The organism is Candidatus Nomurabacteria bacterium (assembly GCA_023898465.1).
Taxonomy (GTDB): Bacteria; Patescibacteriota; Patescibacteriia; order HK-STAS-PATE-3; family HK-STAS-PATE-3; genus HK-STAS-PATE-3.
In genome coordinates, this window is sequence record CP060223.1 from 248,808 (window position 1) to 272,798 (window position 23,991).

General features: G+C 47.7%; 38 protein-coding genes and 1 tRNA gene. 34 read left to right on the forward strand and 5 right to left on the reverse strand.

Translation table 11 applies throughout. The features are described 5' to 3' along the window. Position 1 precedes the first annotated feature (1 nt). The 26 genes from H6760_01095 to rplU are packed head-to-tail and all read left to right on the forward strand — an operon-like array spanning position 2 to position 13,539. Positions 2–352: a nucleoside triphosphate pyrophosphohydrolase gene (locus tag H6760_01095; GenBank protein ID USN53750.1), complete on the forward strand. Its 351-nt coding sequence runs from the start codon at positions 2–4 to the stop codon at positions 350–352. A 4-nt stretch (positions 353–356) separates the two neighbouring features. Further along, the gene (gene rplD / locus H6760_01100) at positions 357–995 is read left to right on the forward strand and encodes a 50S ribosomal protein L4 (GenBank protein ID USN53751.1); all 639 of its coding nucleotides are present in this window, start codon (positions 357–359) and stop codon (positions 993–995) included. A 6-nt stretch (positions 996–1,001) separates the two neighbouring features. Continuing rightward, positions 1,002–1,523: a 50S ribosomal protein L23 gene (gene rplW, locus H6760_01105; GenBank protein ID USN53752.1), complete on the forward strand. Its 522-nt coding sequence runs from the start codon at positions 1,002–1,004 to the stop codon at positions 1,521–1,523. Between the two features lie 2 nt (positions 1,524–1,525). Further along, positions 1,526–2,365 carry a 50S ribosomal protein L2 gene (gene rplB, locus H6760_01110; protein USN53753.1) on the forward strand — a complete coding sequence of 280 codons (840 nt, stop codon included), beginning with the start codon at positions 1,526–1,528 and terminating at the stop codon, positions 2,363–2,365. Positions 2,366–2,368: 3 nt separating this feature from the next. Further along, positions 2,369–2,704: a 30S ribosomal protein S19 gene (rpsS, locus tag H6760_01115; protein USN53754.1), complete on the forward strand. Its 336-nt coding sequence runs from the start codon at positions 2,369–2,371 to the stop codon at positions 2,702–2,704. A gap of 5 nt (positions 2,705–2,709) precedes the next feature. Further along, positions 2,710–3,213, forward strand: a complete 504-nt coding sequence (rplV, locus tag H6760_01120; protein ID USN53755.1) for a 50S ribosomal protein L22 — start codon at positions 2,710–2,712, stop codon at positions 3,211–3,213. A 1-nt stretch (position 3,214) separates the two neighbouring features. Then, positions 3,215–3,898, forward strand: a complete 684-nt coding sequence (gene rpsC, locus H6760_01125; protein ID USN53756.1) for a 30S ribosomal protein S3 — start codon at positions 3,215–3,217, stop codon at positions 3,896–3,898. A 15-nt stretch (positions 3,899–3,913) separates the two neighbouring features. Continuing rightward, positions 3,914–4,330, forward strand: coding sequence for a 50S ribosomal protein L16 (gene rplP / locus H6760_01130; protein USN53757.1), 417 nt, complete (start codon positions 3,914–3,916; stop codon positions 4,328–4,330). Then, a complete protein-coding gene (rpmC, locus tag H6760_01135) occupies positions 4,327–4,533 on the forward strand; it encodes a 50S ribosomal protein L29 (protein ID USN53758.1) in 207 nt (68 codons plus the stop codon). Before rplP ends, rpmC begins: the two co-directional genes overlap by 4 nt. 28 nt (positions 4,534–4,561) lie before the next feature. Then, positions 4,562–4,801: a 30S ribosomal protein S17 gene (rpsQ, locus tag H6760_01140; GenBank protein ID USN54051.1), complete on the forward strand. Its 240-nt coding sequence runs from the start codon at positions 4,562–4,564 to the stop codon at positions 4,799–4,801. Then, positions 4,798–5,169, forward strand: coding sequence for a 50S ribosomal protein L14 (rplN, locus tag H6760_01145; GenBank protein USN53759.1), 372 nt, complete (start codon positions 4,798–4,800; stop codon positions 5,167–5,169). Before rpsQ ends, rplN begins: the two co-directional genes overlap by 4 nt. A gap of 5 nt (positions 5,170–5,174) precedes the next feature. Then, positions 5,175–5,483: a 50S ribosomal protein L24 gene (locus H6760_01150; GenBank protein USN53760.1), complete on the forward strand. Its 309-nt coding sequence runs from the start codon at positions 5,175–5,177 to the stop codon at positions 5,481–5,483. Positions 5,484–5,489: 6 nt separating this feature from the next. After that, positions 5,490–6,035 carry a 50S ribosomal protein L5 gene (rplE, locus tag H6760_01155; protein ID USN53761.1) on the forward strand — a complete coding sequence of 182 codons (546 nt, stop codon included), beginning with the start codon at positions 5,490–5,492 and terminating at the stop codon, positions 6,033–6,035. Position 6,036: 1 nt separating this feature from the next. Continuing rightward, positions 6,037–6,231 carry a type Z 30S ribosomal protein S14 gene (locus tag H6760_01160; GenBank protein USN53762.1) on the forward strand — a complete coding sequence of 65 codons (195 nt, stop codon included), beginning with the start codon at positions 6,037–6,039 and terminating at the stop codon, positions 6,229–6,231. Between the two features lie 11 nt (positions 6,232–6,242). Beyond that, positions 6,243–6,635, forward strand: coding sequence for a 30S ribosomal protein S8 (gene rpsH, locus H6760_01165; GenBank protein USN53763.1), 393 nt, complete (start codon positions 6,243–6,245; stop codon positions 6,633–6,635). Between the two features lie 8 nt (positions 6,636–6,643). After that, complete coding sequence (gene rplF, locus H6760_01170) at positions 6,644–7,189, forward strand: 50S ribosomal protein L6 (GenBank protein USN53764.1); 546 nt, start codon at positions 6,644–6,646, stop codon at positions 7,187–7,189. A 24-nt stretch (positions 7,190–7,213) separates the two neighbouring features. Continuing rightward, entirely contained in the window at positions 7,214–7,558 is a 345-nt protein-coding gene (locus H6760_01175; GenBank protein ID USN54052.1) for a 50S ribosomal protein L18, read from the forward strand. A 4-nt stretch (positions 7,559–7,562) separates the two neighbouring features. Further along, entirely contained in the window at positions 7,563–8,078 is a 516-nt protein-coding gene (rpsE, locus tag H6760_01180; GenBank protein ID USN53765.1) for a 30S ribosomal protein S5, read from the forward strand. Continuing rightward, positions 8,071–8,550 (forward strand): 50S ribosomal protein L15, encoded by a 480-nt coding sequence (gene rplO, locus H6760_01185; GenBank protein USN53766.1) that lies wholly within the window; start codon positions 8,071–8,073, stop codon positions 8,548–8,550. Before rpsE ends, rplO begins: the two co-directional genes overlap by 8 nt. A gap of 3 nt (positions 8,551–8,553) precedes the next feature. Continuing rightward, positions 8,554–9,831 carry a preprotein translocase subunit SecY gene (gene secY / locus H6760_01190; GenBank protein ID USN53767.1) on the forward strand — a complete coding sequence of 426 codons (1,278 nt, stop codon included), beginning with the start codon at positions 8,554–8,556 and terminating at the stop codon, positions 9,829–9,831. Between the two features lie 8 nt (positions 9,832–9,839). Beyond that, complete coding sequence (locus H6760_01195) at positions 9,840–10,439, forward strand: nucleoside monophosphate kinase (protein USN53768.1); 600 nt, start codon at positions 9,840–9,842, stop codon at positions 10,437–10,439. Then, entirely contained in the window at positions 10,436–11,209 is a 774-nt protein-coding gene (gene map, locus H6760_01200) for a type I methionyl aminopeptidase (protein ID USN53769.1), read from the forward strand. The genes H6760_01195 and map overlap by 4 nt, the downstream gene beginning before the upstream one ends. Next, positions 11,187–11,591, forward strand: a complete 405-nt coding sequence (gene ruvX / locus H6760_01205; GenBank protein ID USN53770.1) for a Holliday junction resolvase RuvX — start codon at positions 11,187–11,189, stop codon at positions 11,589–11,591. Before map ends, ruvX begins: the two co-directional genes overlap by 23 nt. Further along, positions 11,588–12,688, forward strand: coding sequence for an undecaprenyl/decaprenyl-phosphate alpha-N-acetylglucosaminyl 1-phosphate transferase (locus H6760_01210; protein USN53771.1), 1,101 nt, complete (start codon positions 11,588–11,590; stop codon positions 12,686–12,688). Before ruvX ends, H6760_01210 begins: the two co-directional genes overlap by 4 nt. 3 nt (positions 12,689–12,691) lie before the next feature. Beyond that, the gene (locus H6760_01215; protein USN53772.1) at positions 12,692–13,186 is read left to right on the forward strand and encodes a DUF192 domain-containing protein; all 495 of its coding nucleotides are present in this window, start codon (positions 12,692–12,694) and stop codon (positions 13,184–13,186) included. 23 nt (positions 13,187–13,209) lie between these two features. After that, positions 13,210–13,539 (forward strand): 50S ribosomal protein L21, encoded by a 330-nt coding sequence (gene rplU / locus H6760_01220; protein USN53773.1) that lies wholly within the window; start codon positions 13,210–13,212, stop codon positions 13,537–13,539. Between the two features lie 88 nt (positions 13,540–13,627). Here rplU and recR read toward each other — a convergent pair whose 3' ends face one another. The 3 genes from recR to dnaB form a co-directional block, all read right to left on the reverse strand. Beyond that, positions 13,628–14,251 (reverse strand): recombination protein RecR, encoded by a 624-nt coding sequence (gene recR / locus H6760_01225; GenBank protein USN53774.1) that lies wholly within the window; start codon positions 14,249–14,251, stop codon positions 13,628–13,630. Between the two features lie 9 nt (positions 14,252–14,260). Further along, positions 14,261–14,557 carry a YbaB/EbfC family nucleoid-associated protein gene (locus tag H6760_01230; protein ID USN53775.1) on the reverse strand — a complete coding sequence of 99 codons (297 nt, stop codon included), beginning with the start codon at positions 14,555–14,557 and terminating at the stop codon, positions 14,261–14,263. Between the two features lie 72 nt (positions 14,558–14,629). Further along, positions 14,630–15,979 (reverse strand): replicative DNA helicase, encoded by a 1,350-nt coding sequence (dnaB, locus tag H6760_01235; GenBank protein USN53776.1) that lies wholly within the window; start codon positions 15,977–15,979, stop codon positions 14,630–14,632. Positions 15,980–16,107: 128 nt separating this feature from the next. Between dnaB and H6760_01240 the strand changes: the two genes are divergently transcribed. Continuing rightward, positions 16,108–16,635, forward strand: coding sequence for a 3'-5' exonuclease (locus H6760_01240; protein USN53777.1), 528 nt, complete (start codon positions 16,108–16,110; stop codon positions 16,633–16,635). Between the two features lie 81 nt (positions 16,636–16,716). Then, positions 16,717–16,791: transfer RNA gene (locus H6760_01245), tRNA-Lys, on the forward strand. Between the two features lie 64 nt (positions 16,792–16,855). Here the strand turns inward: H6760_01245 and H6760_01250 are convergent. Beyond that, positions 16,856–17,155 (reverse strand): hypothetical protein, encoded by a 300-nt coding sequence (locus H6760_01250; protein USN53778.1) that lies wholly within the window; start codon positions 17,153–17,155, stop codon positions 16,856–16,858. A 138-nt stretch (positions 17,156–17,293) separates the two neighbouring features. Next, positions 17,294–18,091 carry a hypothetical protein gene (locus H6760_01255; GenBank protein USN53779.1) on the reverse strand — a complete coding sequence of 266 codons (798 nt, stop codon included), beginning with the start codon at positions 18,089–18,091 and terminating at the stop codon, positions 17,294–17,296. A gap of 392 nt (positions 18,092–18,483) precedes the next feature. Between H6760_01255 and H6760_01260 the strand changes: the two genes are divergently transcribed. The 6 genes from H6760_01260 to H6760_01285 all read left to right on the forward strand — a co-directional run bounded on the left by H6760_01260 (position 18,484) and on the right by H6760_01285 (position 23,875). Continuing rightward, positions 18,484–19,221: a hypothetical protein gene (locus H6760_01260; protein ID USN53780.1), complete on the forward strand. Its 738-nt coding sequence runs from the start codon at positions 18,484–18,486 to the stop codon at positions 19,219–19,221. A 73-nt stretch (positions 19,222–19,294) separates the two neighbouring features. After that, entirely contained in the window at positions 19,295–19,810 is a 516-nt protein-coding gene (locus H6760_01265) for a hypothetical protein (protein USN53781.1), read from the forward strand. After that, positions 19,810–20,448: a hypothetical protein gene (locus H6760_01270; protein USN53782.1), complete on the forward strand. Its 639-nt coding sequence runs from the start codon at positions 19,810–19,812 to the stop codon at positions 20,446–20,448. The genes H6760_01265 and H6760_01270 overlap by 1 nt, the downstream gene beginning before the upstream one ends. A gap of 207 nt (positions 20,449–20,655) precedes the next feature. Next, positions 20,656–21,663 carry a hypothetical protein gene (locus tag H6760_01275; protein ID USN53783.1) on the forward strand — a complete coding sequence of 336 codons (1,008 nt, stop codon included), beginning with the start codon at positions 20,656–20,658 and terminating at the stop codon, positions 21,661–21,663. 323 nt (positions 21,664–21,986) lie between these two features. Beyond that, complete coding sequence (locus tag H6760_01280; protein ID USN53784.1) at positions 21,987–22,685, forward strand: M23 family metallopeptidase; 699 nt, start codon at positions 21,987–21,989, stop codon at positions 22,683–22,685. A 176-nt stretch (positions 22,686–22,861) separates the two neighbouring features. Then, positions 22,862–23,875 (forward strand): hypothetical protein, encoded by a 1,014-nt coding sequence (locus H6760_01285; GenBank protein USN53785.1) that lies wholly within the window; start codon positions 22,862–22,864, stop codon positions 23,873–23,875. Positions 23,876–23,991: the final 116 nt, after the last annotated feature.

Below are 23,991 nucleotides of genomic sequence, written 5' to 3' on the forward strand. Positions count from 1 at the left end.
TATGAAGAAACGGGGGCAGACCTATAACAAGCTAGTCCGCGATCTCATCCCCGAGATTATCGCCGAAGACGGTTATCACGCTGAGATCAGGGTGCTCGATGAAGTAGAGTATCTCAAAGCCCTTCGAGAAAAACTTTTCGAAGAAGCTAAAGAACTTGCCGAGGCTCCTGATGTCACCGCGATAACCAATGAACTCATTGATCTTTATGAAGTGCTCGCCGCCTTTGAAAAGGCCTATGGACTCCGTCACAGCGAAGTGATCGAGCTCCAGGAAAAGAAGCGAGCTGAGCGCGGTGGATTCAAGAAACGCCTCTTCCTAGTTCGCACAGAGCTGGATGAGGATGAAGAATAATTTCATGGAAAAAGTACAGACAACAATTCATGGTAAAGACGGCGCAGCTGCCGGAAATCTCGACCTCGACCCTTCAGTTTTCGGGATTGAGTGGAACGACGGATTAATCTATCAGGTCGTTCGCGTGCAGCAGCTTAATCGTCGACAGCCAGTGGCTCATACCAAAACTCGCGCAGAGGTGAGTGGTGGTGGTAAGAAGCCATGGCGTCAAAAAGGTACCGGTCGAGCCCGTCATGGTTCGATTCGCTCGCCAATTTGGGTCGGTGGTGGTGTAGCCTTTGGTCCGCGCAATACTCGCGTGTATGCCTTAAAGGTGAACACCAAGGCCCGTCGTAAAGCGATTCGTATGGCCTTGAGCGCCAAGTTACAGCACGATCAGATGTATGTGATTGATGATTTGCAGCTTGATCCAATGAAGACAAAGACCTTAGCTGACCTACTGAAGACGCATAAGTTAAAGAAGGTAACTCTGGTTCCTCCACAGCATATGCCTGAGCTGCGACGTATCGCAAAGAATATGCCTAATGTAAATGTTATCCGAGCTGACAGCTTAAATACCGTTGACATTCTGAACTCCAGCGTGTTATTGATGCCGAAGCAATCAGTCGAGGTAATTGAAAAAACTTTTCGTCCAAAAGAGTAATCCATCATGGGAATTTTTGACCGCTTCACTCAGAAGCAAGACAAGAAAACACTGCAGGAAAAAGCCTCTCGTTCTGAGCGTCAGAAGGAGACAGTGAAGGCTGCAGCCAAGCGAGCTGAGGAAGAAAAGAAAAAGTCTTTTCAGTCAGTCCCGGCAGCTGGTAAAAAATCTGAAGTAAAGGAAGAGAAGAAGGAAGTGGAAAAGACAAGTGCAGCTGCACCGGTCAAAGCTAAGAAGACTGACACTGCGGCAGCTGATACTGTGCTGGTAAGGCCGATTATTACTGAAAAAGCCGGATATCTCAGCGCTAAGCATCAATACATTTTCGAGGTGCATCCTCAAGCAAATAAGATCATGATTCAGAAGGCGATTGAAGCAAATTATGGCGTACGGCCAATCCGGGTAAATATTATCACGGTAGCTGGTCGAGAAGTTCGTTACGGACGCACCACTGGCCGCACAAATTTCTGGAAAAAAGCAATTGTGACATTACCAAAAGATAAGACTATTGACGTGTACGAGGTCTAAGTATGGCATTGAAGAAATACAAGCCAACCACACCTGGACGACGAGCCTCCTCAGTCGTCGATACCTCGTATCTGACAAAGAAGCGTCCAGAGAAAAAGTTAATCTTCCGAGTGAAGAAGACGGGCGGACGTAACAGTCAGGGTAAAATTACTGTGCGTCACCGCGGCGGTGGCGAAAAGCGATTTTATCGCATGGTAGATTTTTTGCAGAATCGCTATGACGATGCAGCAAGCGTCATCGCGCTTGAGTATGATCCAAACCGCAGCGCTCACATTGCATTGATCGAATTCCCTGATAAAGAGCGACGTTATATTCTCGCTCCACAAGGTTTGCAAGTTGGCGATACAGTTACTTCAGCTAAAGAGAAGACTGCCATCCAAACCGGTAATCGCATGCCGATCGAGTTTATTCCAACTGGACTTTTCCTTCACAATATTGAATTGAAGCCGGGTGCAGGTGGGAAGCTTGTTCGTTCAGCTGGTATGCAGGCGAGCCTCATGGCCATCGATGGTGACTATGCGCAGATTAAGATGCCATCAGGTGAAGTACGAAAGTTTTCTAAAAAAGTGCACGCGTCCATCGGTCAAATTGGAAATGTTGATCACGGTAATGTCCGCATTGGTAAGGCCGGTCGCGTACGCCGCATGGGTTTCCGTCCATCAGTTCGTGGTAAGGCCATGAACCCAGTTGATCACCCACACGGTGGTGGAGAAGGAAATCAGCCAATTGGTTTGAAGCATCCGAAGACCCCATGGGGCAAACCAGCCCTTGGCGTCCGTACTCGACGTCGTAAAGCGAGTGATGCATTGATTCTTCAACGTCGTAAAACTAAGAAGAGGTAAGCTATGTCACGAAGTCTAAAAAAAGGACCATGGACTGACCCAAAGCTTCTCAAAAAGCTGGAGAAGTTTAAGAAGGGCGATCGCACGGTTATCAAAACTTGGTCACGCGATTCAGTTATTACGCCTGAAATGGTTGGATTCACCTTCGGTGTGCACAATGGCAAAGATCATATTTCAGTATTCGTGGTAGAAAATATGGTAGGACATCGCTTAGGTGAATTCTCCCCATCACGTAAATTTGTTCGACACGGTGGACGTATGCAAAAAGAGGCTGAGCAAGCCGCTGCTGCAGCTCAGAAAAAGCAGACTGAGGCAGCTCAAACACCCGCCAAAAAATAATAACTATGGAATTTCGAGCTCACATTTCTTATTTGCGCATTGCCCCTCGTAAGGTTCGCTTAGTAGCCGGACTCTTGCGTGGTAAGCGTGTCGATCAAGCGCTGCACCAGCTGCAGATTCTTCGTAAGGGTTCTACTAGCCCCTTACGCAAACTCTTGCTCTCGGCAGTAGCAAATGCAGCAAAGCAAGATAAAAAGGCTGAAGATTTGTATGTTGCCACATTAGTGGTAAACGAAGGACCTCGCTTAAAGCGTTACCGCCCACGAGCCTTTGGTCGAGCTGCAGTTATTCTGAAACGATCTTCTCACATCACCCTTACCTTGACAGATCAGCAAAAGGGTGGCAAAAAGAGCAAGTTATCTGCAAAAGAAGAAGCAAAGTCTGCTGAAGCGACTGAAGTGAAGAAAGAAGAGAAAAAGGCAGAGACAAGTAAAGCTGCGGCCCCTAAAAAGACTGCAACAAAGAAAGCTACTACTTCAACGGTAAAAAAGCCTCGCGCTAAGAAATAGTATGGGACAAAAAGTTCATCCAATTGGTTTTCGACTGGGTATTAATCGGAATTGGAATTCCCGATGGTTCTCAGCTCGTGCATATCGCGAATATCTGAAGCAGGATGTAAACATTCGTAAGCACATTACGAATAAGCTGAAAAATTCAGGTATTTCTCGCATCGACATCGAGCGTTCATCCGGCAGTATGACTGTCACCATTCATACCTCTAAGCCTGGCTTAGTGATCGGTCGTGGTGGCGCTGCTAGCGAAGAGTTGCGCGTTGAGATCCGCCGAAAATTCATCCGAGACCCAAAGCTCCAACTGAAGTTGAGCATTCAAGAAATTACCCGCCCGGAAGTTGATGCAAATATCGTTGTCCAAAACGTTATTGAGCAATTAGAAAAGCGTATGCCTTTCCGCCGCGTATTAAAGACCACGATTGAGTCAGTCAAGCGCGCAGGTGCTGAAGGTGTTAAAGTCATGGTAGCAGGTCGCCTCAACGGCGCAGAAATTGCTCGAACAGAATACTTAACCTGGGGCAAACTTCCTCTGCAAACCATTCGCGCGAACATTGATTACAGTCGCGGTGTGGCTCGAACTATTTACGGCGCAATTGGCGTAAAGGTCTGGATTTATAAGGGTGAAGTCTTTGCTAAAGAGCAGGGCAATACTGAAGAAGAGCCTCTTGGAACGGTTCTCTAAGCCAACAATTTTTCTATGTTAACTCCACGTAAAGTAAAGCATCGTAAATGGCATCGCGGCCGAGTCCGCGGTAAAGCGCAGCGCAAAATCGCGTTGAGCTTCGGCCAATACGGCATCAAGGCGCAGAGCTCGGCTTGGATGACAGCTCGTCAAATTGAAGCAGCCCGCCGTGCCATCACTCGTTTTATGCAAAAAGGTGGTAAAGTCTGGATTCGCATTTTCCCTGATAAGCCAGTGACGATTAAAGGTAATGAAATCCGCATGGGTGGAGGTAAAGGTTCAGTTGATCACTATGTTGCCGTAGTGAAGCCAGGTACAGTACTCTTTGAGATCAGCGGTGTTGATCGCGATACGGCAAAAGAAGCACTTCGGCTCGCTTCCTACAAGCTGCCGGTGCAAACACGATTTATTGAAAAAGTACACGTCGCATGAAACAGCAGGAATTACAAAATAAGACTGCGGCTGAGCTACAAAAAATTCTGGCTGAGAAGCGAGCTGAGTTGCGTGAATTACGTTTCAAGGTTGCGAATGGTCAGCTCAAAGACGTGCGTGATGTACGAACAGTCCGTAAGACTATTGCCCGTGTGCTGACTATGTTGCACACTATGAAGTCAAAAGCAACGTCAAACTCCTAATTTTATGAACGAAGCATCATCAAAAAAAGTGCAGCAACGAACCCTGGAAGGTACTGTCGTATCAACCAGCATGGATAAAACGCTTGTGGTTCGAGTAGAGCGCACAAAGCTCCATCCTAAATACGACAAGCGCTATATCACCACAAAGAAATTCTTGGTGCATGATCCAAAAAATAGCCATAAAGTCGGTGATAAAGTGCGCTTTGTTGCTTCACGTCCGATTTCCAAGCGGAAGCGATGGCTGGTTGTTGAGGAGAAAAGCTCATGATTCAACCTCGCACACTTCTCGTATTAGCTGATAACTCCGGCGCCCGCCGACTCCGCTGCATTAAAGTGCTTGGTGGTTACAAGAAGCGTTATGCTCGCTTAGGCGATATCATCACTGCTTCAGTCATTGAAGCAACTCCGCACTCAGCAGTGAAGAAGGGTGAAGTCGTCCACGCGGTTATCGTACGCACTCGTAAAGAAACATTGCGCAAGGACGGATCCACTATTCGATTTGACGATAATGCCGCGGTATTAGTTGATCAAAAGAGTAAAGAACCTCGTGCCACTCGTATTTTCGGACCAATTGGCCGTGAAATTAAGCAGCTGGGATTTGCAAAGATCGCATCTCTCGCTCCTGAAGTTTTGTAAAACGTATGTATATCAAGAAAGGCGACAACGTGCAGATGACCACCGGTAAAGACCGGGGAAAAAAGGGTAAAGTCACCCAAGTTTTTCCTAGTGACCAGCGGGTTGTGGTGGAAGGCTTGAATAAGATGAGTAAGAATGTCCGTGCACGAAACGCAAATGAAAAAGGCCAAGTCGTTGCCTTTGACGCGCCAGTACATATTTCTAATGTTATGTTGCTTTGCCCAAAGTGTGGTAAGACCACTCGGGTAGCCTATCATGTGGCTGATGACAAAAAGTCTCGCCAGTGCCGTAAATGTAAAGAAGCTTTTGCTTAAATCTCTATGACTCGGATTCGTGAACGATATGTAAAGGAAGTTGTTCCAGAGCTCAAAAAAGAGTTTGGATACACCAATGACCTTTCAGTGCCTCGATTGGAAAAAATCGTGGTAAACGTGGGCGTTGGTCGATCGCTCAAGGATCCGAAGCATATCGAGTTTGTCACGAAGGCACTTGAGCGGATCACTGGTCAGAAGCCATCTCCACGCAAGGCTCGTCTCTCCATTTCTGGATTCAAGATTCGCAAAGGCATGGTGGTTGGTCTGACTGTTACACTGCGCGGCACACGTATGGATGAATTCTTTGACCGCTTAGTAAATATCAGCCTGCCACGTGTACGTGACTTCCAAGGCTTAGACGAAAAATCTTTTGGTCAATCTGGCAATTATTCACTTGGATTAAAAGAGCACACTGTTTTCCCAGAAACGCAATCAGATGACATTGATCAAACCTTTGGACTCGAAATTACTATTGTAACGACCGCCAAGAATGCGGCCGAAGGGAAAGCACTCTTAACTCACTTGGGTTTCCCATTCAAGAAAGACGAGTAGTATGGCTAAAGAATCTCAAATCGCAAAGAGTCGTAAGAACAGCAAAAAGGCGAAGTATTCAACCCGAATTGTTCGCCGATGCTGGCGCTGTGGTCGCAAACGCGGATACATGCGTAAGTTTGATCTCTGTCGTATTTGTTTCCGTGAGTTAGCCACCCGAGGTGAGATTCCGGGTGTGAAAAAGTCTTCCTGGTAATACCATTTCCTATGAGCATGTCTGACCCAATTTCCGACTTCCTTACTCGACTGCGCAATGCCGTTTTGGCAGGCCAGTGGCAGCTTGAATCACCATATTCAAAGTTGAAGCTTGCGATACTCGATATCCTCAAGCAGGAAGGTTATGTGGAATCATATAGCACCGATGAAGGTCGTGGCGTGGTGACTATCATGCTGCAAAAGGCTGAGAACGGTCATCCAGTACTTCGTTCAATTCGTCGGGTCAGTCGACCTGGACACCGTATCTATGTGAAGCGTCAAAGTTTGCCACGCGTGGTCAATGATTATGGTATCGCAATTGTCTCTACTTCACAGGGAGTGATGACAAATCGAGAAGCGCGTAAGCGTTCCCTAGGCGGCGAAGTTATTTGTGAGGTTTCCTAATATTTCCTATGTCACGTATTGGTAAATTACCCATTGCAATCCCTGACGGCGTAACCGTAACACTCACTCCTGAGCTGATCACGGTGAAGGGTCCGAAAGGTGAATTACAGCAAGCCCTGCTTGCCAAGGTGCAGGTTACCCAAGAAAACGGTGCAGTGCAGGTTTCAGTGAAAGATCCTAATGAAAAGCAGCAACGTTCACTTTGGGGCTTATATCAGCGTCTAATTTCCAATATGATTATTGGAGTGACCAAGGGCTTTACGAAGCAATTGGAAATCAACGGTGTGGGATATCAAGCTGTCATGAAGGGTAAGAATTTGGTGCTGTCAGTTGGATTTTCTCACCCGGTAGAATTTCCTATTCCAGATGATTTAATTGCCACTGCCGAAAAGAACCAAATTACTATTAGCGGATCTGATAAACAGCGAGTGGGCGAGATAGCCGCGCAGATTCGTCGCATCCGTAAGCCAGAACCATATAAAGGTAAGGGTATTAAATACTCTGATGAAATTATCCGCCGTAAGGCCGGTAAACAAGCCAAGGCTGGCGCATAAGGTATAGTTATGAGCACACATTTAATGCACAAACAAGCAAAATTACAGCGACGAAAGCGCCGAGTTCGCGCGCGAGTTTCTGGCACTGCTGAACGACCTCGTTTAAGCGTCAGCCGCAGCGTGAAACACGTGCTTGTTCAGTTAATTGATGACACTACGCATCGCACACTTTTAACTATGACTGATCGTGGAGCAAAAGATATCACCGGTACGAAGACCGAACGAGCTCGCGAATTAGGAAAGCGTTTTGCCAAGGCCGCCCAAGAAAAGGGTCTTACCCAAGCAGTTTTTGATCGAGGCGGACGACTTTATCACGGCCGTGTCCAAGCAATCGCTGAAGGCGCCCGAGAAGCCGGACTTAAATTATAAGACTATGAGCAATCAGCAACGACGATCTCGACGAGATGTAGAACAAAAAGACCGCGAATTTGAGCAGCGGGTTGTAGAAATTAGTCGTGTTACCCGTGTGGTAGCCGGCGGTAAGCGCATGCGATTTCGTGCTACGGTTGTGTTGGGTGATGCCAAGGGTCGGGTTGGTTACGGTACTCGGAAAGGTCTCGATGTCAGTGGTGCAGTCAGTAAGGCTTCTGCGGCAGCGCGTAAAACCATGATGCGAGTTCCGATGCAAGAGACTACCATTCCTCATGAAGTAAATACGCATTACGGTGCCGCTCATGTGCTTTTGAAGCCAGCTCCAGCCGGTCGTGGTGTTATTGCTGGTGGTGCGGTCCGCATTGTCATGGAATTAGCAGGCGTTAAGGATGTGGTGGCAAAAATGTTTGGCTCACGTAATAAATTGAACAACATTAAGGCTACGTTCCGTGCCTTAGAGCAACTCCGTCCACCAAAGCCAAAGAAGACGGAAGAGAAGGAGAAGTCACATGACTAAAGGTTTGCACACACTTCGCCAACCAAAAGGTGCTAAGTCTGGCAAGCGACGAGGTCGCGGTCATGGCAGCGGTTTAGGTACCTATTCCGGACGCGGTATGAAGGGTCAGCGAGCTCGTACTGGTGGACGCCAAGGAACCCTGCGACGTACCATGAAGCAGTTGATTGCTCGCATACCAAAGACGCGAGGTTTTTCCAGCGGCAAAAAAGCAGCAACTGAAGTATACCTCAGTCAGCTCAATGTTTTTCCTGAGGGCAGTGAAGTATATCCTGGCTTATTGAAGAAACAGGGGATTATTCAGAGTGATCGACTCGTGAAGGTGATCGGCAACGCTGGATTGGAAAAAAGGCTTGATGTGAAGGCACATCGCTTTTCTGAAGGTGCTCGACGTGCTATAACTGAAAAAGGTGGCAAAGTTGTTCTCCTTCCTTTACCAATCGGTCCGCAACCAAAGCGACATCAAAGCTCATAGCCCATGTGGGAAAAAATCTCACTCATCTGGCGAATTCCTGAAATACGAAAAAAGATTCTGATTGTACTCGGACTCTTAGTTGTTTTTCGTGTCGCCGCACACATTCCAATTCCTGGCGTGAACACCTCTGAGTTGCAGAGTTTTTTTAATTCAAACCAATTCCTCGGACTCCTCAATATTTTTTCTGGAGGAGCCTTAGAGAATTTCTCCATTGTCATGTTGGGCGTAGGTCCATACATTACAGCTTCAATTATTTTCCAATTGTTGGTGATGATTATCCCTCGCTTAGAAGAGTTGCAAAAAGAAGGCGAGCGTGGACAGCAAAAAATCAACCAATGGACGCGTCTGCTTACTGTGCCGCTGGCCGTGTTGCAGGGCTATGCCACTATTACTTTTTTGAAACAGCAGCAGGGTGCCCAACTCATTGGCACACTCAGTAGCTTTGATCTCGTTGTTGCGCTTGTTACCGTTACTGCTGGTACTATTTTCTTAATGTGGATTGGTGAATTGATTTCTGAGCAGAAAGTAGGCAACGGTATTTCCTTACTTATTTTTGCCGGTATTGTTGCGCAAATTCCATTACAAATTCAACAACTCGCTGCCACCTTTGATGCAACCCAGATACTCAATGTTGGTGTCTTTGTCCTCATTGGACTTATCACCATCGCTGGGGTGGTCTATGTGACTGAAGCGCAACGAAACATTCCGGTGTCCTACGCTCGCCGCATTCGTGGTAATCGTATGTTTGGTGGCGTCAATACCCATTTGCCTTTGCGCGTGAACCAGGCTGGTGTGATTCCAATCATCTTCGCAGTTTCGCTTGTGCTTTTTCCATCCTTGATTGCGCAGTTTTTTGTGAATTCAACTAATGCTACGGTGGCGGGTATTGCGCAATGGGTGACAACCGCTTTTCAAGGTGGATGGCTCTATGGCACTCTTTATTTCATCCTCGTGTTTGCCTTTACCTACTTCTACACCTCAGTAGTTTTCCATCCCAATCAGGTTGCAGAGAATTTGCAGAAGCAAGGCGGCTTTATTCCCGGCATCCGGCCTGGTCGACATACCGAAGAGTACCTAGGCTATGTTTCTAATCGCATCATTTTAGCCGGTGCGCTTTTCCTAGGTATCGTGGCAGTATTACCAATTGCCCTCCAATCAGCCGCTCCATCTCAATCCCTCGTGATTGGTGGCACTAGCTTGCTGATTGTGGTAAGCGTGGTCATCGAAACCGTGCGACAAATTGAGTCCCAGTTGATTGTCCGGGACTACGAAGGATTTTAACTACGCCTATGGACACTACTTCAACGAGTGCGTCGTCTGAGCAGTCGAGTGCTTTGCATATTATCATTTTAGGGCCGCAAGGTTCTGGCAAGGGCACCCAGGCTGAGGTGTTGGCGCAAAAGTATAACCTTTTTCACTTAGAAACAGGTAAATTAATGCGAGCAGCTGCTCAGGAAGAGAGCGACTTAGGTCGTCAGGTGAATGAATACATCAACGTGAAGGGAGAACTTGTGCCCTTCGATATTGTGATGGAAATTTTCCGGCGAGAAGTTGAACGTGTACCGCTCACTCAAGGAATTGTTTTTGATGGTACACCACGGCGAATGCCAGAAGTGGCATATTGGGATAAAGAGCTGCCCAAGTTGGGCCGGCGATTTACGCACATCTTTTCGCTGAGTTTATCCGAAGAGAAAACCATGGAGCGACTCATGCTGCGGAAACGAGAAGACGATACTGAGGAAACTATTCGCAAGCGCTTGGATGAATACTATCGACAAACTGCTCCAGTATTAGCGCACTATAAAGAGGCAGGGGAGTTGATTGAAATTAACGGCGATCAAAGTATTGAAGAGGTATTTCGCGACCTTGAAAAGCATTTTCAAGTATGAGTCAATTGAAGCAGCCAAATGAAATAAAGAAAATGGCTGCGTCTGGTCGTCAGCTGGCTGAGATATTAGACGAAGTCAAAAAGCATGTGCGGGTTGGGATAAGCACAGGCGAGCTTGATCGGATTGCCGCAAAACTGATGCAAGATGCCGGCGTGAAGCCAGCCTTCTTGGGATATCGCGGTTACCCCGGCGTATTGTGTACCTCACGCAATGAACAGGTGGTGCATGGAATTCCTTCAAACGATGAAATATTACAGAACGGTGACTTACTGAGTATCGATATCGGCATAGTGAAAGAAGGTTGGTATGCTGACATGGCTGAAACGGTCGCAGTTGGGAACATAAGCTATGCGGCAGAGCGTTTAATGAGTACCACTCGCGAAGCGCTGCAACGTGGTATTGCCGCTTTAAAAATCGGTGAGCCATTAGGCAGGGTTGGTGCTGCGGTACAGAGCTTTAGCGAATCGCGTGGTTACGGAGTTGTGCGAGATCTTTGCGGACACGGCATTGGCCGAGCTATGCACGAGGATCCCATGGTGCCGAACTACGGTAGTGCGGAGAGTGGTCCTATTGTGCAGCCGGGTCTAGTTATTGCGATTGAGCCAATGATCACGGCAGGAAAATGGCAGGTAAAAACTTTAGCCGATGGATGGACAGTGGTCACTGCCGATGGAGGCTTAAGCGCCCATTTTGAAAAAACAGTAGCGGTGACCGAACACGGTGTGGAGATATTAACCGGACTCAGCCATGGCAAGAATTCTCGCGCTTGATCTAGGTAAACAAAAGACCGGTCTTGCTTTATCAGACCCTGATCAGCGCTGGGCCTTTGGACGTGGTATCGTCAAGGGCAGTATTGAAGATGTAGTAAAGGCGATTACTGACATTCGGACTACTGATGAGATTGAGCGCGTGGTAATTGGCTTACCGCTTTCTCTGCAAGGTACGGGTATAGGGGAGCAAGAGCAGTGGGTCCGCGAACAGGCTGAAAAGATTCGCCAAGGTGTGCAATTGCCCGTAGAGTTTATGGAAGAACGTTTTAGCAGCGAGATGGGGAGGCGTTTGCAGCAAGAGGCGGGCAAAAAAGGGGACGATGATGAGGCGGCAGCGAAAATTATTTTGCAGTCTTATTTAGATCAGCGTTTTCGCACATGAGTTTTTGGCTTGTCAACGGTATTTTTTTCCTAAGCAGTTTTGTGCTGGCTGCCTTGAGCACGCCGCTTTTTCGCCGGATCGCATATCGATTTCATTTACTTGACACCCCGGCCAGCGCACCAGAACGAAAACTGCAGACTCAGCCAATTCCTTTACTTGGAGGTTGGGCGATTTTCTTTTCCTTTACCATGGTTATTCTTTTGGGTGCGTGGCTCGGCTGGTTTCAGGATGGAGTCATAAGCGCAAAAGCCTTGTATGGTGTGCTCCTCGGTGGTGGACTCATTATGGTTGGCGGTACAATAGATGATAAGTGGGGAGTAGGCCCGGCTAAGCAACTTATTTGGTCCTTCCTCGCTTGTGCTATTGTTGTGGTTTCAGGAATTGGCATCAGCTTCATTACCAATCCATTTGGGGGTGAGTTACGCTTAGACACGCTTTCCTGGTCCGTGTTCACCATGAATGATATTTCTTATCAATTTGTGGTGTGGGCTGATCTGCTCACTTTAGCTTGGCTCATGGGCATGATGTATACGACCAAGCTGCTTGATGGTTTAGATGGACTAGTGTCCGGAGTTGGTGCAATTGCCAGCCTTATTCTTTTTGGCGTCACCCAACTGCAAGATGTGCAGCAAGCGACCACGGGATATATTGCGCTCGCGCTGGCCGGGGCTTGTCTGGGTTTCCTTATATATAATTTTTCGCCAGCGAAGATATATTTGGGACAAGGTGGAAGTTTGCTTATCGGATTTTTCTTAGGTGTGCTTTCCATCGTGAGTGGAGGAAAAATTGCTACCGCACTTCTGGTGATGGGGATTCCGATACTGGATGTGGCGTGGGTGATTCTTCGTCGAGTGATTATCGAAAAGCGTTCGCCGCTCTCGGCAGATCGTAAGCATTTGCATTTTCGTTTACTCGATGTTGGCTTTAGTCATCGCGGCGCCGTTCTTTTTCTCTATCTGCTCACAGCATTATTCGGTAGTGCGACATTATTCTTCCGAGGAGTGGCCAAGCTATACGCGCTCGGAGCGCTTCTCTTGGTTATGTGTGCCTTGGGTATCTGGCTCGTACGTCGATATCAAGGTTTCAATAAATCGTAGTCTATGCAGCGACGTTTTTTCATTGGCCTCATTGTCGTGCTGCTAGGGCTGGCGGCCGGCATAGTTTGGTGGCTTTGGTTCGCGCCAGTGAGCACAAGCGGTACGCCGACGAGTGGCGATGGTCAGGCAAAGCTGACTATTCATGAACATGAGTTCCTTGTTGATCTAGCTATTCGATCAGAAACGCAAGCTACTGGCTTAGCCTATCGTGATGATTTGGCGAGTGACAGGGGAATGTTGTTCCTTTTTACCGAGCCGCAGAGATTGAGTTTTTGGATGAAAGGTATGCGTTTTCCTCTTGATATTATTTGGATACGAGATCAGCGGGTCATCGCTATTAGCCCTGAGGTCCCGCTAGCGCCTCGACGGGGCATTTTGCCAACCTATGCACCAAAAAGCCCAGCCGATGCCGTGCTTGAGGTCAGAGCGGGATTAGCAAAAAACCTAGGAATTTCGGTCGGTGACACAGTTTCTTGGGAGATATTGACGTCAGAGTGAGTGCGTGCTAGCATACTGCCGTTATGCCTAAAGAAGAAAACAAGCAACTCGCGGTTATTGCCCAGGGCGGACGTCAATATGTAGTTCGGCCAAACGCAAAAATTACGGTCAATTCTTTCACCCATGAAGGCGACACTGTCACGCTCGATAATGTGCTTTTAGTGCATGATGGAAAAACCACCAAGGTTGGTAAGCCTCAAGTGGAGGGTGCCACGGTTACCGCAAAAGTGCTGAAAGTAGGCAAAGGTAAAAAAGTAGTTATTCAAAAGTACAAGCCAAAGGTACGATACCGTCGCAAGACCGGTCATCGCCAAGGTATTGTTGAATTGCAGATACAGGATATTCATTCCTAAGCACGAAGTTCGAATTTCGAAACAATATTAAAACACGAATGTTTCAAACATTCTGTTTTTTGTAATAAAGCTTGTTAGTATTTCGAGATTAGGAATTTTGAGTTTGGTCAGCCTGCATGGCACTTCTCCCTTTTATCGCATTGGAGAGCGTTACCTCGTCAGTGTATTCCAAATCGCTTCCCATTGGTAAGCCACGGGCCAGGCGGGTGACTTTTACATGCAGGGGTTTTAACTGCTGATGAAGATATAAGCCGGTTGCCTCACCCTCCATATCGGGGTTTGTAGCGATAATAAGTTCCTCGATAGATTCTTTCTGCACTCGATCAAGGAGTTGAGTCACGCGCAGTTGCTCAGGACCGATGCCGTCAATTGGATTGAGTACGCCGCCTAAAACATGATAGCGTCCCTGATACTCACCAGTACTCTCAATAGCCAGCATGTCAGCGCTGGTTGCTACTACACAGAGGGTATGCAAATCGCGTTGCGTGTCACGGCAAATGCGACAGGGAGAGGATTCAGTATAGGTTCCACAGATCTCGCAGCTGCGCACCTGCTCTTTAAGCACGCGCAAACTATCCACCAGATGTTCAATCTGTTCCGGGGGCCGAGTGAGGAGATAGAGCACATAGCGCTCGGCGGTTTTACGACCAACACCGGGCAGACGAGCAAAATCCTCGATCAAATCATGAATCGGGGCGGGGAATTGCGTCATACACGTACGCTAGCCTAAGCCAGGGATCTGCATGCCTGAGGAACGCATTTTCATTGCTACAGCTTTTTGTACTTTTTTTGTAGCCTCAGAAAAAAGTTCCTTGAGAGCCTTTTCCAGTTCATCCTTTTTCTCAGGATTGAGAAATTCCGGATCAATGGATAGGGAGAGCACTTCTTGATTTCCATCCATGACCAGGGAGATTTTTCCACCCTTTACGTCGTGGTGGATAGTTTCTTGTGCCAGCATATTTTGCAGCACTTTTGCTTGGTCTCGGAGGTCTTTGATTTGCTTGAGTTTGTTGAACATAGTATGGGAAGTTTAGCAAAAATACCCAATTCTGTCACTCTGAAACAAGTTCAGGGTGACAACTGCTTGTGTTTAAAATGGTTCCTGAACTCGGGTTTCGAGGTTTTTGAAACTCACCGTGTTCTCATCGAAGAACATTTGCACGATGCCGGTAGGGCCATTACGGTGCTTGGCAATGTGAATTTCAGCCACATTGCGTCGGTCGGTCTCGGGCTTATAGAGTGCTTCACGATAGATAAACATCACCACGTCGGCATCTTGCTCAATAGAACCGGATTCGCGCAGGTCGGCCAGCTTTGGTATCGGAGGAGTGCGGGATTCCACTGCACGAGAAAGCTGAGAAAGTGCTAAGACCGGCACATCGAGCTCTTTTGCAATACCCTTGAGTCCACGCGTGATTTCCGCAACCTGCTGCACACGGCTCTCTGAATCAACACGTCCTTCCATTAACTGGAGGTAGTCGACAACAAGTAAGCCGAGGCCGTGTTCAGTTTTGAGGCGACGGGCCTTGGTGCGCATTTCCATGACCGAGGTCACTGCTGAGTCATCGATGAAAATTTGTGCTTCGGATAGCGTACCAATCGCGTGGCCAATGCGAGGGAAGTCATCATCCTGTTCATCAGATGAGAGTTTACCAGTACGCATTTTCCAAAGGCTAACACCAGCTTCAGCACAGATCATACGATCGACCAATTGCTCCTTGGACATTTCTAAGCTGAAAATGCCAACCGGTTGCTTGCTCTTAATCGCCACATTACGGGCCAGGTCCATTGCCAGCGAAGTTTTACCAACTGATGGACGGGCAGCTAAAATAATGAGGTCAGAACGTTGTAAGCCCGCCAGGATATTATCAAGATCAGTGTAGCCAGTTGGTAAACCGCGCAGAGTACCACTTTGCTTATGCAGCTCGTCGATGCGTTCAAAAGCATCTGATAGGGCGCTTTGCAGACTGATAAACTGCTGGCGCATGTATTTTTGCGAGACCTCGAAGAGTCGCTGTTCAGCTTGGTCCAGCAGAATATCAACCTCGTCGGTTTCTTTATAGCCCAGCGCATTAATTTCCTGAGAAGCACCAATCAAGCGACGCAGCGTAGCCTTGCGTTGCACAATATTGGAATGATGCACGATATTTGAGGCAGTTGCTACGGCGTTAGAAAGTTCCGCCAAATAACTACGTCCGCCAATCATCTCGAGCTGTTTTCGCTCATTCAGGCGATTGGTGAGCGAGAGGATGTCGATAGGCTCCTGCTTGGCATAGAGCTCCAACATAGCCTCAAAAATCATTCGATGCGTGTCCTTATAAAAGTCCTCTGGCCGCAGCTGGTCCGCAATCTTAATAATGGCGTCTTTATCTATAAGTAGACTGCCAAGAGTGGCCTGCTCTGCTTCGATATTCTGGGGTGGGATGATTTCCTGTGGCATAGGCGTGGGTTGATTGTAGGCTGAGCCGGCGGCAAAGGCAAGTCAGCGCTCCACAGCTTTTTCCCCATAATTTTCCCCTGTTTCTCCTGCTTGAAAAGGTGGGAGCTCTTCAGTATAATGATCCGGTTATGGGGCAAAATAATCTTGAACTCGTCGTCCTGGATGTAGAAACATCAGGCATGCGGCCAGAAGATGGTCATTGCGTGATTGAATTGGGCGCCCAACGCTTACGGGGCACCGAAATATTGGCGTCTTTTGATTATCTTATCAAGCCCTCACGTCCATTAGACCCTGAGTCGCAGGCCGTGCACGGTATTACCGAAGCGGAATTGCTAGAAAAGGGGAGAGAGCCGGCCGAGGTCTTTGCAGAGTTTCGGGAATTTAGCAAGGATGCAGTTTTAGTGGGACACAATGTAGGTTTTGATCTTGCCTTCATAAATGCTGAATATCGCCGTTTAGGGCAGGAAGCCTTAACAAACGAAATTCTCGATACTATTGCCTTAGCACGACGTTATCTTATTTTACCAAGCTACAGCTTAAAAAACGTCGCAGCATATTTGAAAGTGCCTCAACCAAGCGCCCACCGAGCCTTAGCCGACGTGCAAACAACAACCGAAGTGCTACTCAAATTGATTGAGCGGGCGAAGCAGCGTTGAGAGAGGTTTCCCTTGCTAGGACTTGAAAAAATATCAGCATTTTGCTATGTTCCCTACGATTTAAGGGAAACATAAGAATCTGGGTCCATAGCTCAATGGTAGAGCAACTGCCTTTTAAGCAGTGGGTTGGTGGTTCGAGCCCACCTGGACCCACCAGTCATATCGCGCTTTTTGCATACCCAAGAAGCGAGACCCAGCATAGCGTGGGTCTCGTGTGAGTTCAGACGCCTTTGCGGGCGTGGGGATTGTGGCGATAGATCGCCATTCCCGGCTTTGCGGTACTGGGAACCTCGATCAGGATATCTCCGCTAGCACCGAAGACGTTTCGCGTCGTTGCCCCGAGGTCAACACGCAGGGTTGTCAGAGGCGCTGCTCCGAGCGGATCCCCGAGACAAATAATGTCTCGATCATGCAGCGTCACTCCTTGTTTGAGGCTGGCCGTATGCGTTCGTTGGAACTGCACACTGCCGAGTACGCCAATCTTGATCCAGTCGGTCTGCGTAGCCGCTTGCGTCGACATAGTACCCCCATTCTTCCAGTGAAAGGCACGCACGGATCTCATCCTGAGAATGTGCAAATCTTGCCACGGAGTGTAGCGCTGTGGATTTTCTTTGTCAAGCAAAACGGACACACTCAAGTGAGGTGTCCGTAGTTGGGGTTAGTTGACGGAGGCGATCTCTTCATCAGGGATTGCGGCTATCAAGCGTCCGAGCGCCTTTTGCAGCGAAAGATTAGAGCGGGCTAAGCGTTCATCATATCGGAAGAAGTGAAAGGGGATAGCAGAGGGGTCGGTCAACGCCATTTGTCCAAGCGCTCCAAGCTGCTGGAATACTGCCCCAAGATCGAGTTCGAGGTCGAACAGGAGCTCCCAATCAATGCAAGATCGAAGCGCTTCCCAGGGTAGTGGCTCTTCCATGCAGCATGAGCGCCCGGCCAGCATTCTGACAAAGTGGCAGAGCCCAGGGTTGAAGAAGCTTTTTCTCCTTTGATCAGTCAGCAAGGTGCTTCTTGGGTCAAAGGGGTACACGGTGTCGTCCTCTCCCTGCATGAGCCATCCCTTGAGCAGCTCAAGATCAACCACGCTGGTGACCAAATCTTGGGTGGCGAGGGCCTTGCGATCAAAGCTCACGATGTCGCCCCAGGGGATCGGCAGACAGATTGAGGCAACAAGTTCCACCCAAGCACCTAGTGTGTCTTGGCGATCCTCTGGGACAACCAAGAGAAAAGAATCAAGAGTTCTGGGAAGTGCCATAGCACCAAGGGCGGAGAGAAAGTTCCCGGCTTTTTTTCCTACAGCGTCGATGATGAGGCTTCGTATAGGCTCACCATCAGTATCTTCCAAGATGCTTTGAGAATCCTCAAGACTTGAGCAGACGGTGATGGTGTGGCAGTTGATCCGAGCTGCCAAATGGCGGGCTCGTTTCTGACTACCAGAAAAAACCAAGAGGTGTGCCATACTCAGACCTCCGTTGAGTTATGAAGGTGCTTCCTCCTATAGAGAAGTGTAGACGCATTGCGCATCTTCGACAATACTTGACAACCCACTTCACAGGAGTACACTAAATGCACAATTGGTGGCGATCTCTGCCTGGCACTGACCAGGTTGTCCGGAGACGCCATGTTTTTGTATGCGCGTGTTCTTCCTCCTTGCCGCAGGGTGTAGCTCGGCTCCGCTCGCTACCCATTTCTCGGCATCGGTCTCTTTGCGATGATCGAAACGAAGAGCGTCTTTTTCTACTCTCCTGCAGGGGCGGTGCGGGAGCGCGGAATAGTTCCGGGCTTCATTTCCTCACATGAGGAAAGCGGCTTTGTTGCCGTTTTGCACCTTGAAATGCATGGAGGTTCGCCATGACTTGGCGTTTCCGACTCTTCCTGCTCATGGCCATCGCGTTGACCATGACACCCCTCGCTTTCATGACCGGCTGCCAGGAGCTGCCGACGGAGGGGGATTCACAGGATCAAGTGGTTGAGAGTCCGGAAGCTCAACCCGGTCCAGCGATTCAGTCTACTGGGCCCGAATGGTATAATCAGGTCGTAAGTGAAGCAAAGTACACATTGTGCCAGCTTCGAAACGGCACATCGCATGAGGTCTATCAGGGTAAGGCTATGGGTGATTGGCCCTACCCACATCAAGGGGATTGTTGTAACGCCCTTGGTGTAGTCCGTCAATATATGTACGGTGGTGGCTCTCCAGGACCGCTTGGCGAATGGAATGGCTTCCAGCAAGGCGGTTGGTGCAAGTTCTTTGTCAACTTGGTGCTCTACCGCTCTAGCTATGGCTACCCGGGCGGACATTTGCTCTTGCCCACTTCTACGTATCGTTACAATAATCCACGCCCGGTTTCCGAAGCACAACCTGGATGGATCTTGCAGTCAGAAACACTACCTCATACTGCGATCGTAGTAGAACGACTAGGCGGTGGCTTGGATGTAATCGATTCAAACTGGATCGGAACTTACAAGCGTCCGGACGGAAGTTATTACTACTCATATGCCATCGCAAGGCATGAAATCACAAATACGGAGTTGGATCGCTACGATTTCATGGCATATCGTCCGCATGAGGCGTGCGTGCTGCATAACTAGATAGTGGGGGGTGCTGGAAAGTTTTTCAGTTCCCCCCACCTCCCACAAAGTCAATTATTTACTTCATAAGTATATGAAAAAAATCCAAATAGTCTTTCTCTTATTTTCAAGCATTGTTCTTGCGTCGGTGATTTTTTATTCCGGACATGCTATTTCATATAAAAATACAACCTACGGATATTCTTTTAGTACAATAAAAAAGTCTAATATTAAAGTTCTTGATCCAGCGCTTGTTCAAGTTTCAATTATAGGAGAAGAGGTTATTGAGGAGAGTCCAATAATAAACATATATGCTATTAAGTTGGAGCAAGATTCTTTGTCTGCAACCCAAGAACTTGAAACGTGGGTAGGGGAAGATCTTAATGGTTTCTCTGATATTAATATTCAGAGTACAACGACCGAAACAGAAAAAATAATTAACGTTACTTATACGGGAGGGGGGATGTCTGGAAGTATTAAATACGTCGGATTTTATGTTTTCAATCAGGAAGAAAAAACAATAATTAAGGTAGTAGCTTCTCAGTATAATGATAATATGGAATTGTTTGAGGCCTACAAAAAAATTCTTTCTTCCTTTCAGTTAATATAATGACCACCACTCATCGTCTCCTCATATTACTCATTGTCGTAGTTGCCGCAGGCTTTCTCTATCTTGGATTAAGATCAGATTCCTCCGATGTAACAACGACGAACAAAACAGTCAACAAAGATTTCCGTGAACTTGAAATGCTCAGTTCAGCTGGTCACAAGGTGTTTCAATCAGAGAATTATGATTTCACCTATACGATTGATCATGGTGTTGACTGGAGCGTTAGCGAGGCTGCAGAGCCGACTTTGCTCACCACTTGGTTTTCTTTACCAAATCCAAATAGTGAAGAGGAAGAAAGAGATGATATTCCGAATGGGTTTAATACCTTTGAAAAAAATAGTTTTCGACTTGATGTATATCCTAACTCAGGTTCAGTAAGTCCAAATGGAGAAGCGGAGCTAAAAGATTGGTTAAAAAATGATCTTAATAGTGAGTATATTCCTGGAAGCTTTTTAACCTTATCCATTGCAAGAAACCGTTTATTCAAAGTAGTTGATTTTCAGGGGATTGATGTGCGAGAGGCGCATTATTATCTATTTGGCTCTGCATTTGTATATGTCTTTTCAAGCGGTGATTTCACTGAGCAAGAAATGCGCGAGTTTATTAGCGGTTTTACCTACGAAAGAGCGCCTTTATAAGCGCTTCATCTCATCTTTATTTCTTTACTTGACGCATCTCAGTAGTCCGAGCATAATCATTTTTGGGTAGTAACCCACGTTTTGATAAGCAGGAGAAGTACGGTAGATTCGATGGATGCGCCATGCGCACCCCATCTGCGTTGGATTGTCACACTGAACCTCGGGTCAGGATAGCACCCTGACAAATCTGGAAAGAAAGGAGGCGTCATGAACCGCCTGTTTGTCGTACTCGCGCTGATCACCATCGGGGCTCTGGGTTTTGTTGGCTGCGGCGGTAAGGACGCCGCTACGAAGCCGGAAGAAATCCGCAGTCCAGATCAGATCGTGCAGTCTGAGATTGTCTATACCGTGAACCCAGACTACTCAGGGGTGAATGTTTCGTGGAAAACAAACATCCCGACAGTTGGAAGGGTGTACTATGGTAGGACTCCTCAACCAACTGACTACGTCATCGAGGAGGTGAGCACTACTCAACATTTGTTGTGTGCACCTCGACTCAGGGGAGATGCGCTCTTCTACTTCCAAGTGCAATCATCCTTTTCCGAGGAAGTGATTAGCGCTCGGGAACCGAGCGAAGGCGATACACTTCGCACCCCACGATGGGTTGATTGGTCTCCACCTACCGTAAGATGGGTCGATCCTCGAGAAGGCGCAATAAAGGGCGGGACGATTGATCTCACTGTTTCGGCAAACGAATACGTTGTCAACGGGGTGGTAGAGGTGAAATTCTTTATCGATGGCAGGGTCATCGCTGTAGTGACTGAACCCGATGACGGTGATAAGATCTTCGTCGTGCATGACTTCAATACTACCCAGCTCACCGATGGCTTGCATAGCTTTCACGCGTTGGCAACAGATGTAAACGGTAACAGAGAGTCAAGGGGAATTACGGTCGACATCGACAACTCGAAGCCGGTCATCTATCGATGGGATGCTCCGAGAAATCAGCGGGAGATCGGGAATTCTATCAATTTGCGAGTGGTGGCTCAGGACTTTCGTGGTGAACACGTCGATGATGTGTACATCACCCTCGATGGTCAACCATTTGCGAGGCTTGAGGTGTGTGAACTGCGAGCTAGCGGCGTAGGAGATGTGTGGTGTAGAGACGTTGATACGTCGACGCTGTCACCCGGTCAGCACTACTTCGGTGCCGTTTCAGTAGATCATGCTGGCAACGAGTCAGATCCGGTCTACATCGGCGTCATCAAGCAGTAGCCTTTCCAGTCCGTCAGGAATCCAACAGAGCCTGGGATCATCGATCTCGGGCTCTTCTCTTTTTGATACGCTCCAGAATGAAAAAGTGAAGTTTACTATTACTTGACAACCCACTTCACAGGAGTACACTAAATGCACAATTGGTGGCGATCTCTGCCTGGCACTGACCAGGATGTCTGGAGACGCCATGTTTTTGTATAGGCGTATTCCACCCTCCCTTGCCGTGGCGTTGGGGAGCGCGGAATAGTTCCGGGCTTCATTTCCTCACATGAGGAAAGCGGCTTTGTTGCCGTTTTGCACTTTGAAATGCATGGAGGTTCGCCATGACTTGGCGTTTCCGACTCTTCCTGCTCATGGCCATCGCGTTGACCATGACACCCCTCGCTTTCATGACCGGCTGTCAGGAGCTGCCGACGGAGGGGGAGACTTCGGTGATCTCTGATGAGTTGCCGGATGCTTCACCCTCAGCTCAGTCAAGCCCGATGACTTGGCCCTCTTCGATCCAGGATTTCAAACTCCCTTATGATGGGATCCGGGATGCATGCGGGGGTCAGATTTGGAAGGTTGTTTGCGGGTACGGATGTGGTTATCATCACAACACAAACTACATGGCCGCCGCGTACCATTCGATTGATCTTGTACGGCAGGATGCGCCGACCACTCATAGCGCAGTACTCGCTCCGGCGCGTGGCATCGTTTCGTTTGTCGGATGGAGGAATGGGTACGGTTGGTGCGTGGAGATGGATCATCGAAACGGCTGGAAGTCGCTTGTGGCCCATCTCGAAACGGATCCTTGGGAATTCGTCCATACCTATGACGACCTGCGGCAGGGGACTTTCCTGGGCTATGCAGGGAACAGCGGAGCGAGTACGACACCCCACATTCACTTCTCGGTGTGGCGGAACAACGTCACTCATACGCTCGATGGCGTATCGTTGATCAACCCGCGTCTAAATGGGCGATACAATTCCGGCAATGATTATGTTGCGCCACCGACGGGAAATCCGAACCCGATTCCTTAACACGATAGCGGAGAAGGTTTTTCATTAGAAAGCCTTCTCCGCTGTCTCTCCTCTCTATGAATAGTCATGTTGCTATTCTTTCTGTTAGCGATCACCATCCTTTTAGTTGATTTAGGATTAAAACTATAATTACGTTATTCTGGAGCATTTTCTCATAATATCGTAATCTTACTACTATGAATCGTTTTTCTATCTTCATCGCAGTGTTCGTTCTTATCAGCGCAGTGGTTTATGCTTTCTTTTTTGCTACATTATTTGGGGAAAAGAAAGCTATTGAAGGAGTGCAGGGACCTGCTTTTATGTTTGCAACCCTGCCTGACTCAGATGCATCTGCCGCGATAAGCATTTTTGAGATTCCTACAATGTCGAAGCGAAAGGCTGAAGACACATCTTTGCCAATGCATTTTCTTAAAAAACTAGGAGATCCGAGAGAGTATTTTGATCCCATACTTTCTTCAAGTGGTGCATATTTGGCTTTTAATCGTAATATTGGGGAGCCGAAACAGGATAAGACAAATTTAGTAATACTTGCAGCTGACGGAAAAGAAAGGAGCGTGGAGAGCGGCTCTGCTGGAGATATAGGAATAGGAATGCTCACGCCCTTGCAGTGGAGTGCTGATGAAAAAACGCTCTACGCTTTTTATACACACGCAACTGAAGGTAATATCGTAGGCCTGGTGGCAATTGATGTGGCAACTTTAAGCCAACAACGAATTGAAAAAATTGATGATCTACGTGTAAGTAACTACGTCTTTGATGAAGTCGGAAATACCTACGGTTTTGAACCGCACTATCGATTCCGCCCTGAAGACGAGGCTCAAACAACCTTTTATCGAATTTCTTTGACTAGTGGCGAAACAAAAAGCTTTACACTCCAGCAATCGAGTTTGGACGATCTCTTGACCGTAGATCCAAGCGGGAGATACCTCGTGTACGCAAACGGAGATGATTTTAATTCTCGTAACATTTGGATGTATGACATGGAAACCGGTGAGGAGCGCGCGTTGACTGAAAATGCTGTTGTTAATGAAATTTTGCCCTGGAAAGATGGATATTTGGTATTTCTGGAGGAAAGTGTAAACACCCCCGCAGAAAAAACACTTGTATCATACGATGTAAATTCTGGCATTCGCAAAGTTCTTTTAGAAAATGTTACAGGGACGTTCCGGCTTCTTGGTTGGTATCCCTAATTTCATATATCAGTTGGGAGGTTTTTATTAAACCTTGCCCCTCCCCTTAAAAAGTGGTATAGTCATTGAGCTATTCTGAATATCTCAATATTCTAGCAACCGCGTGAAAATGTCAG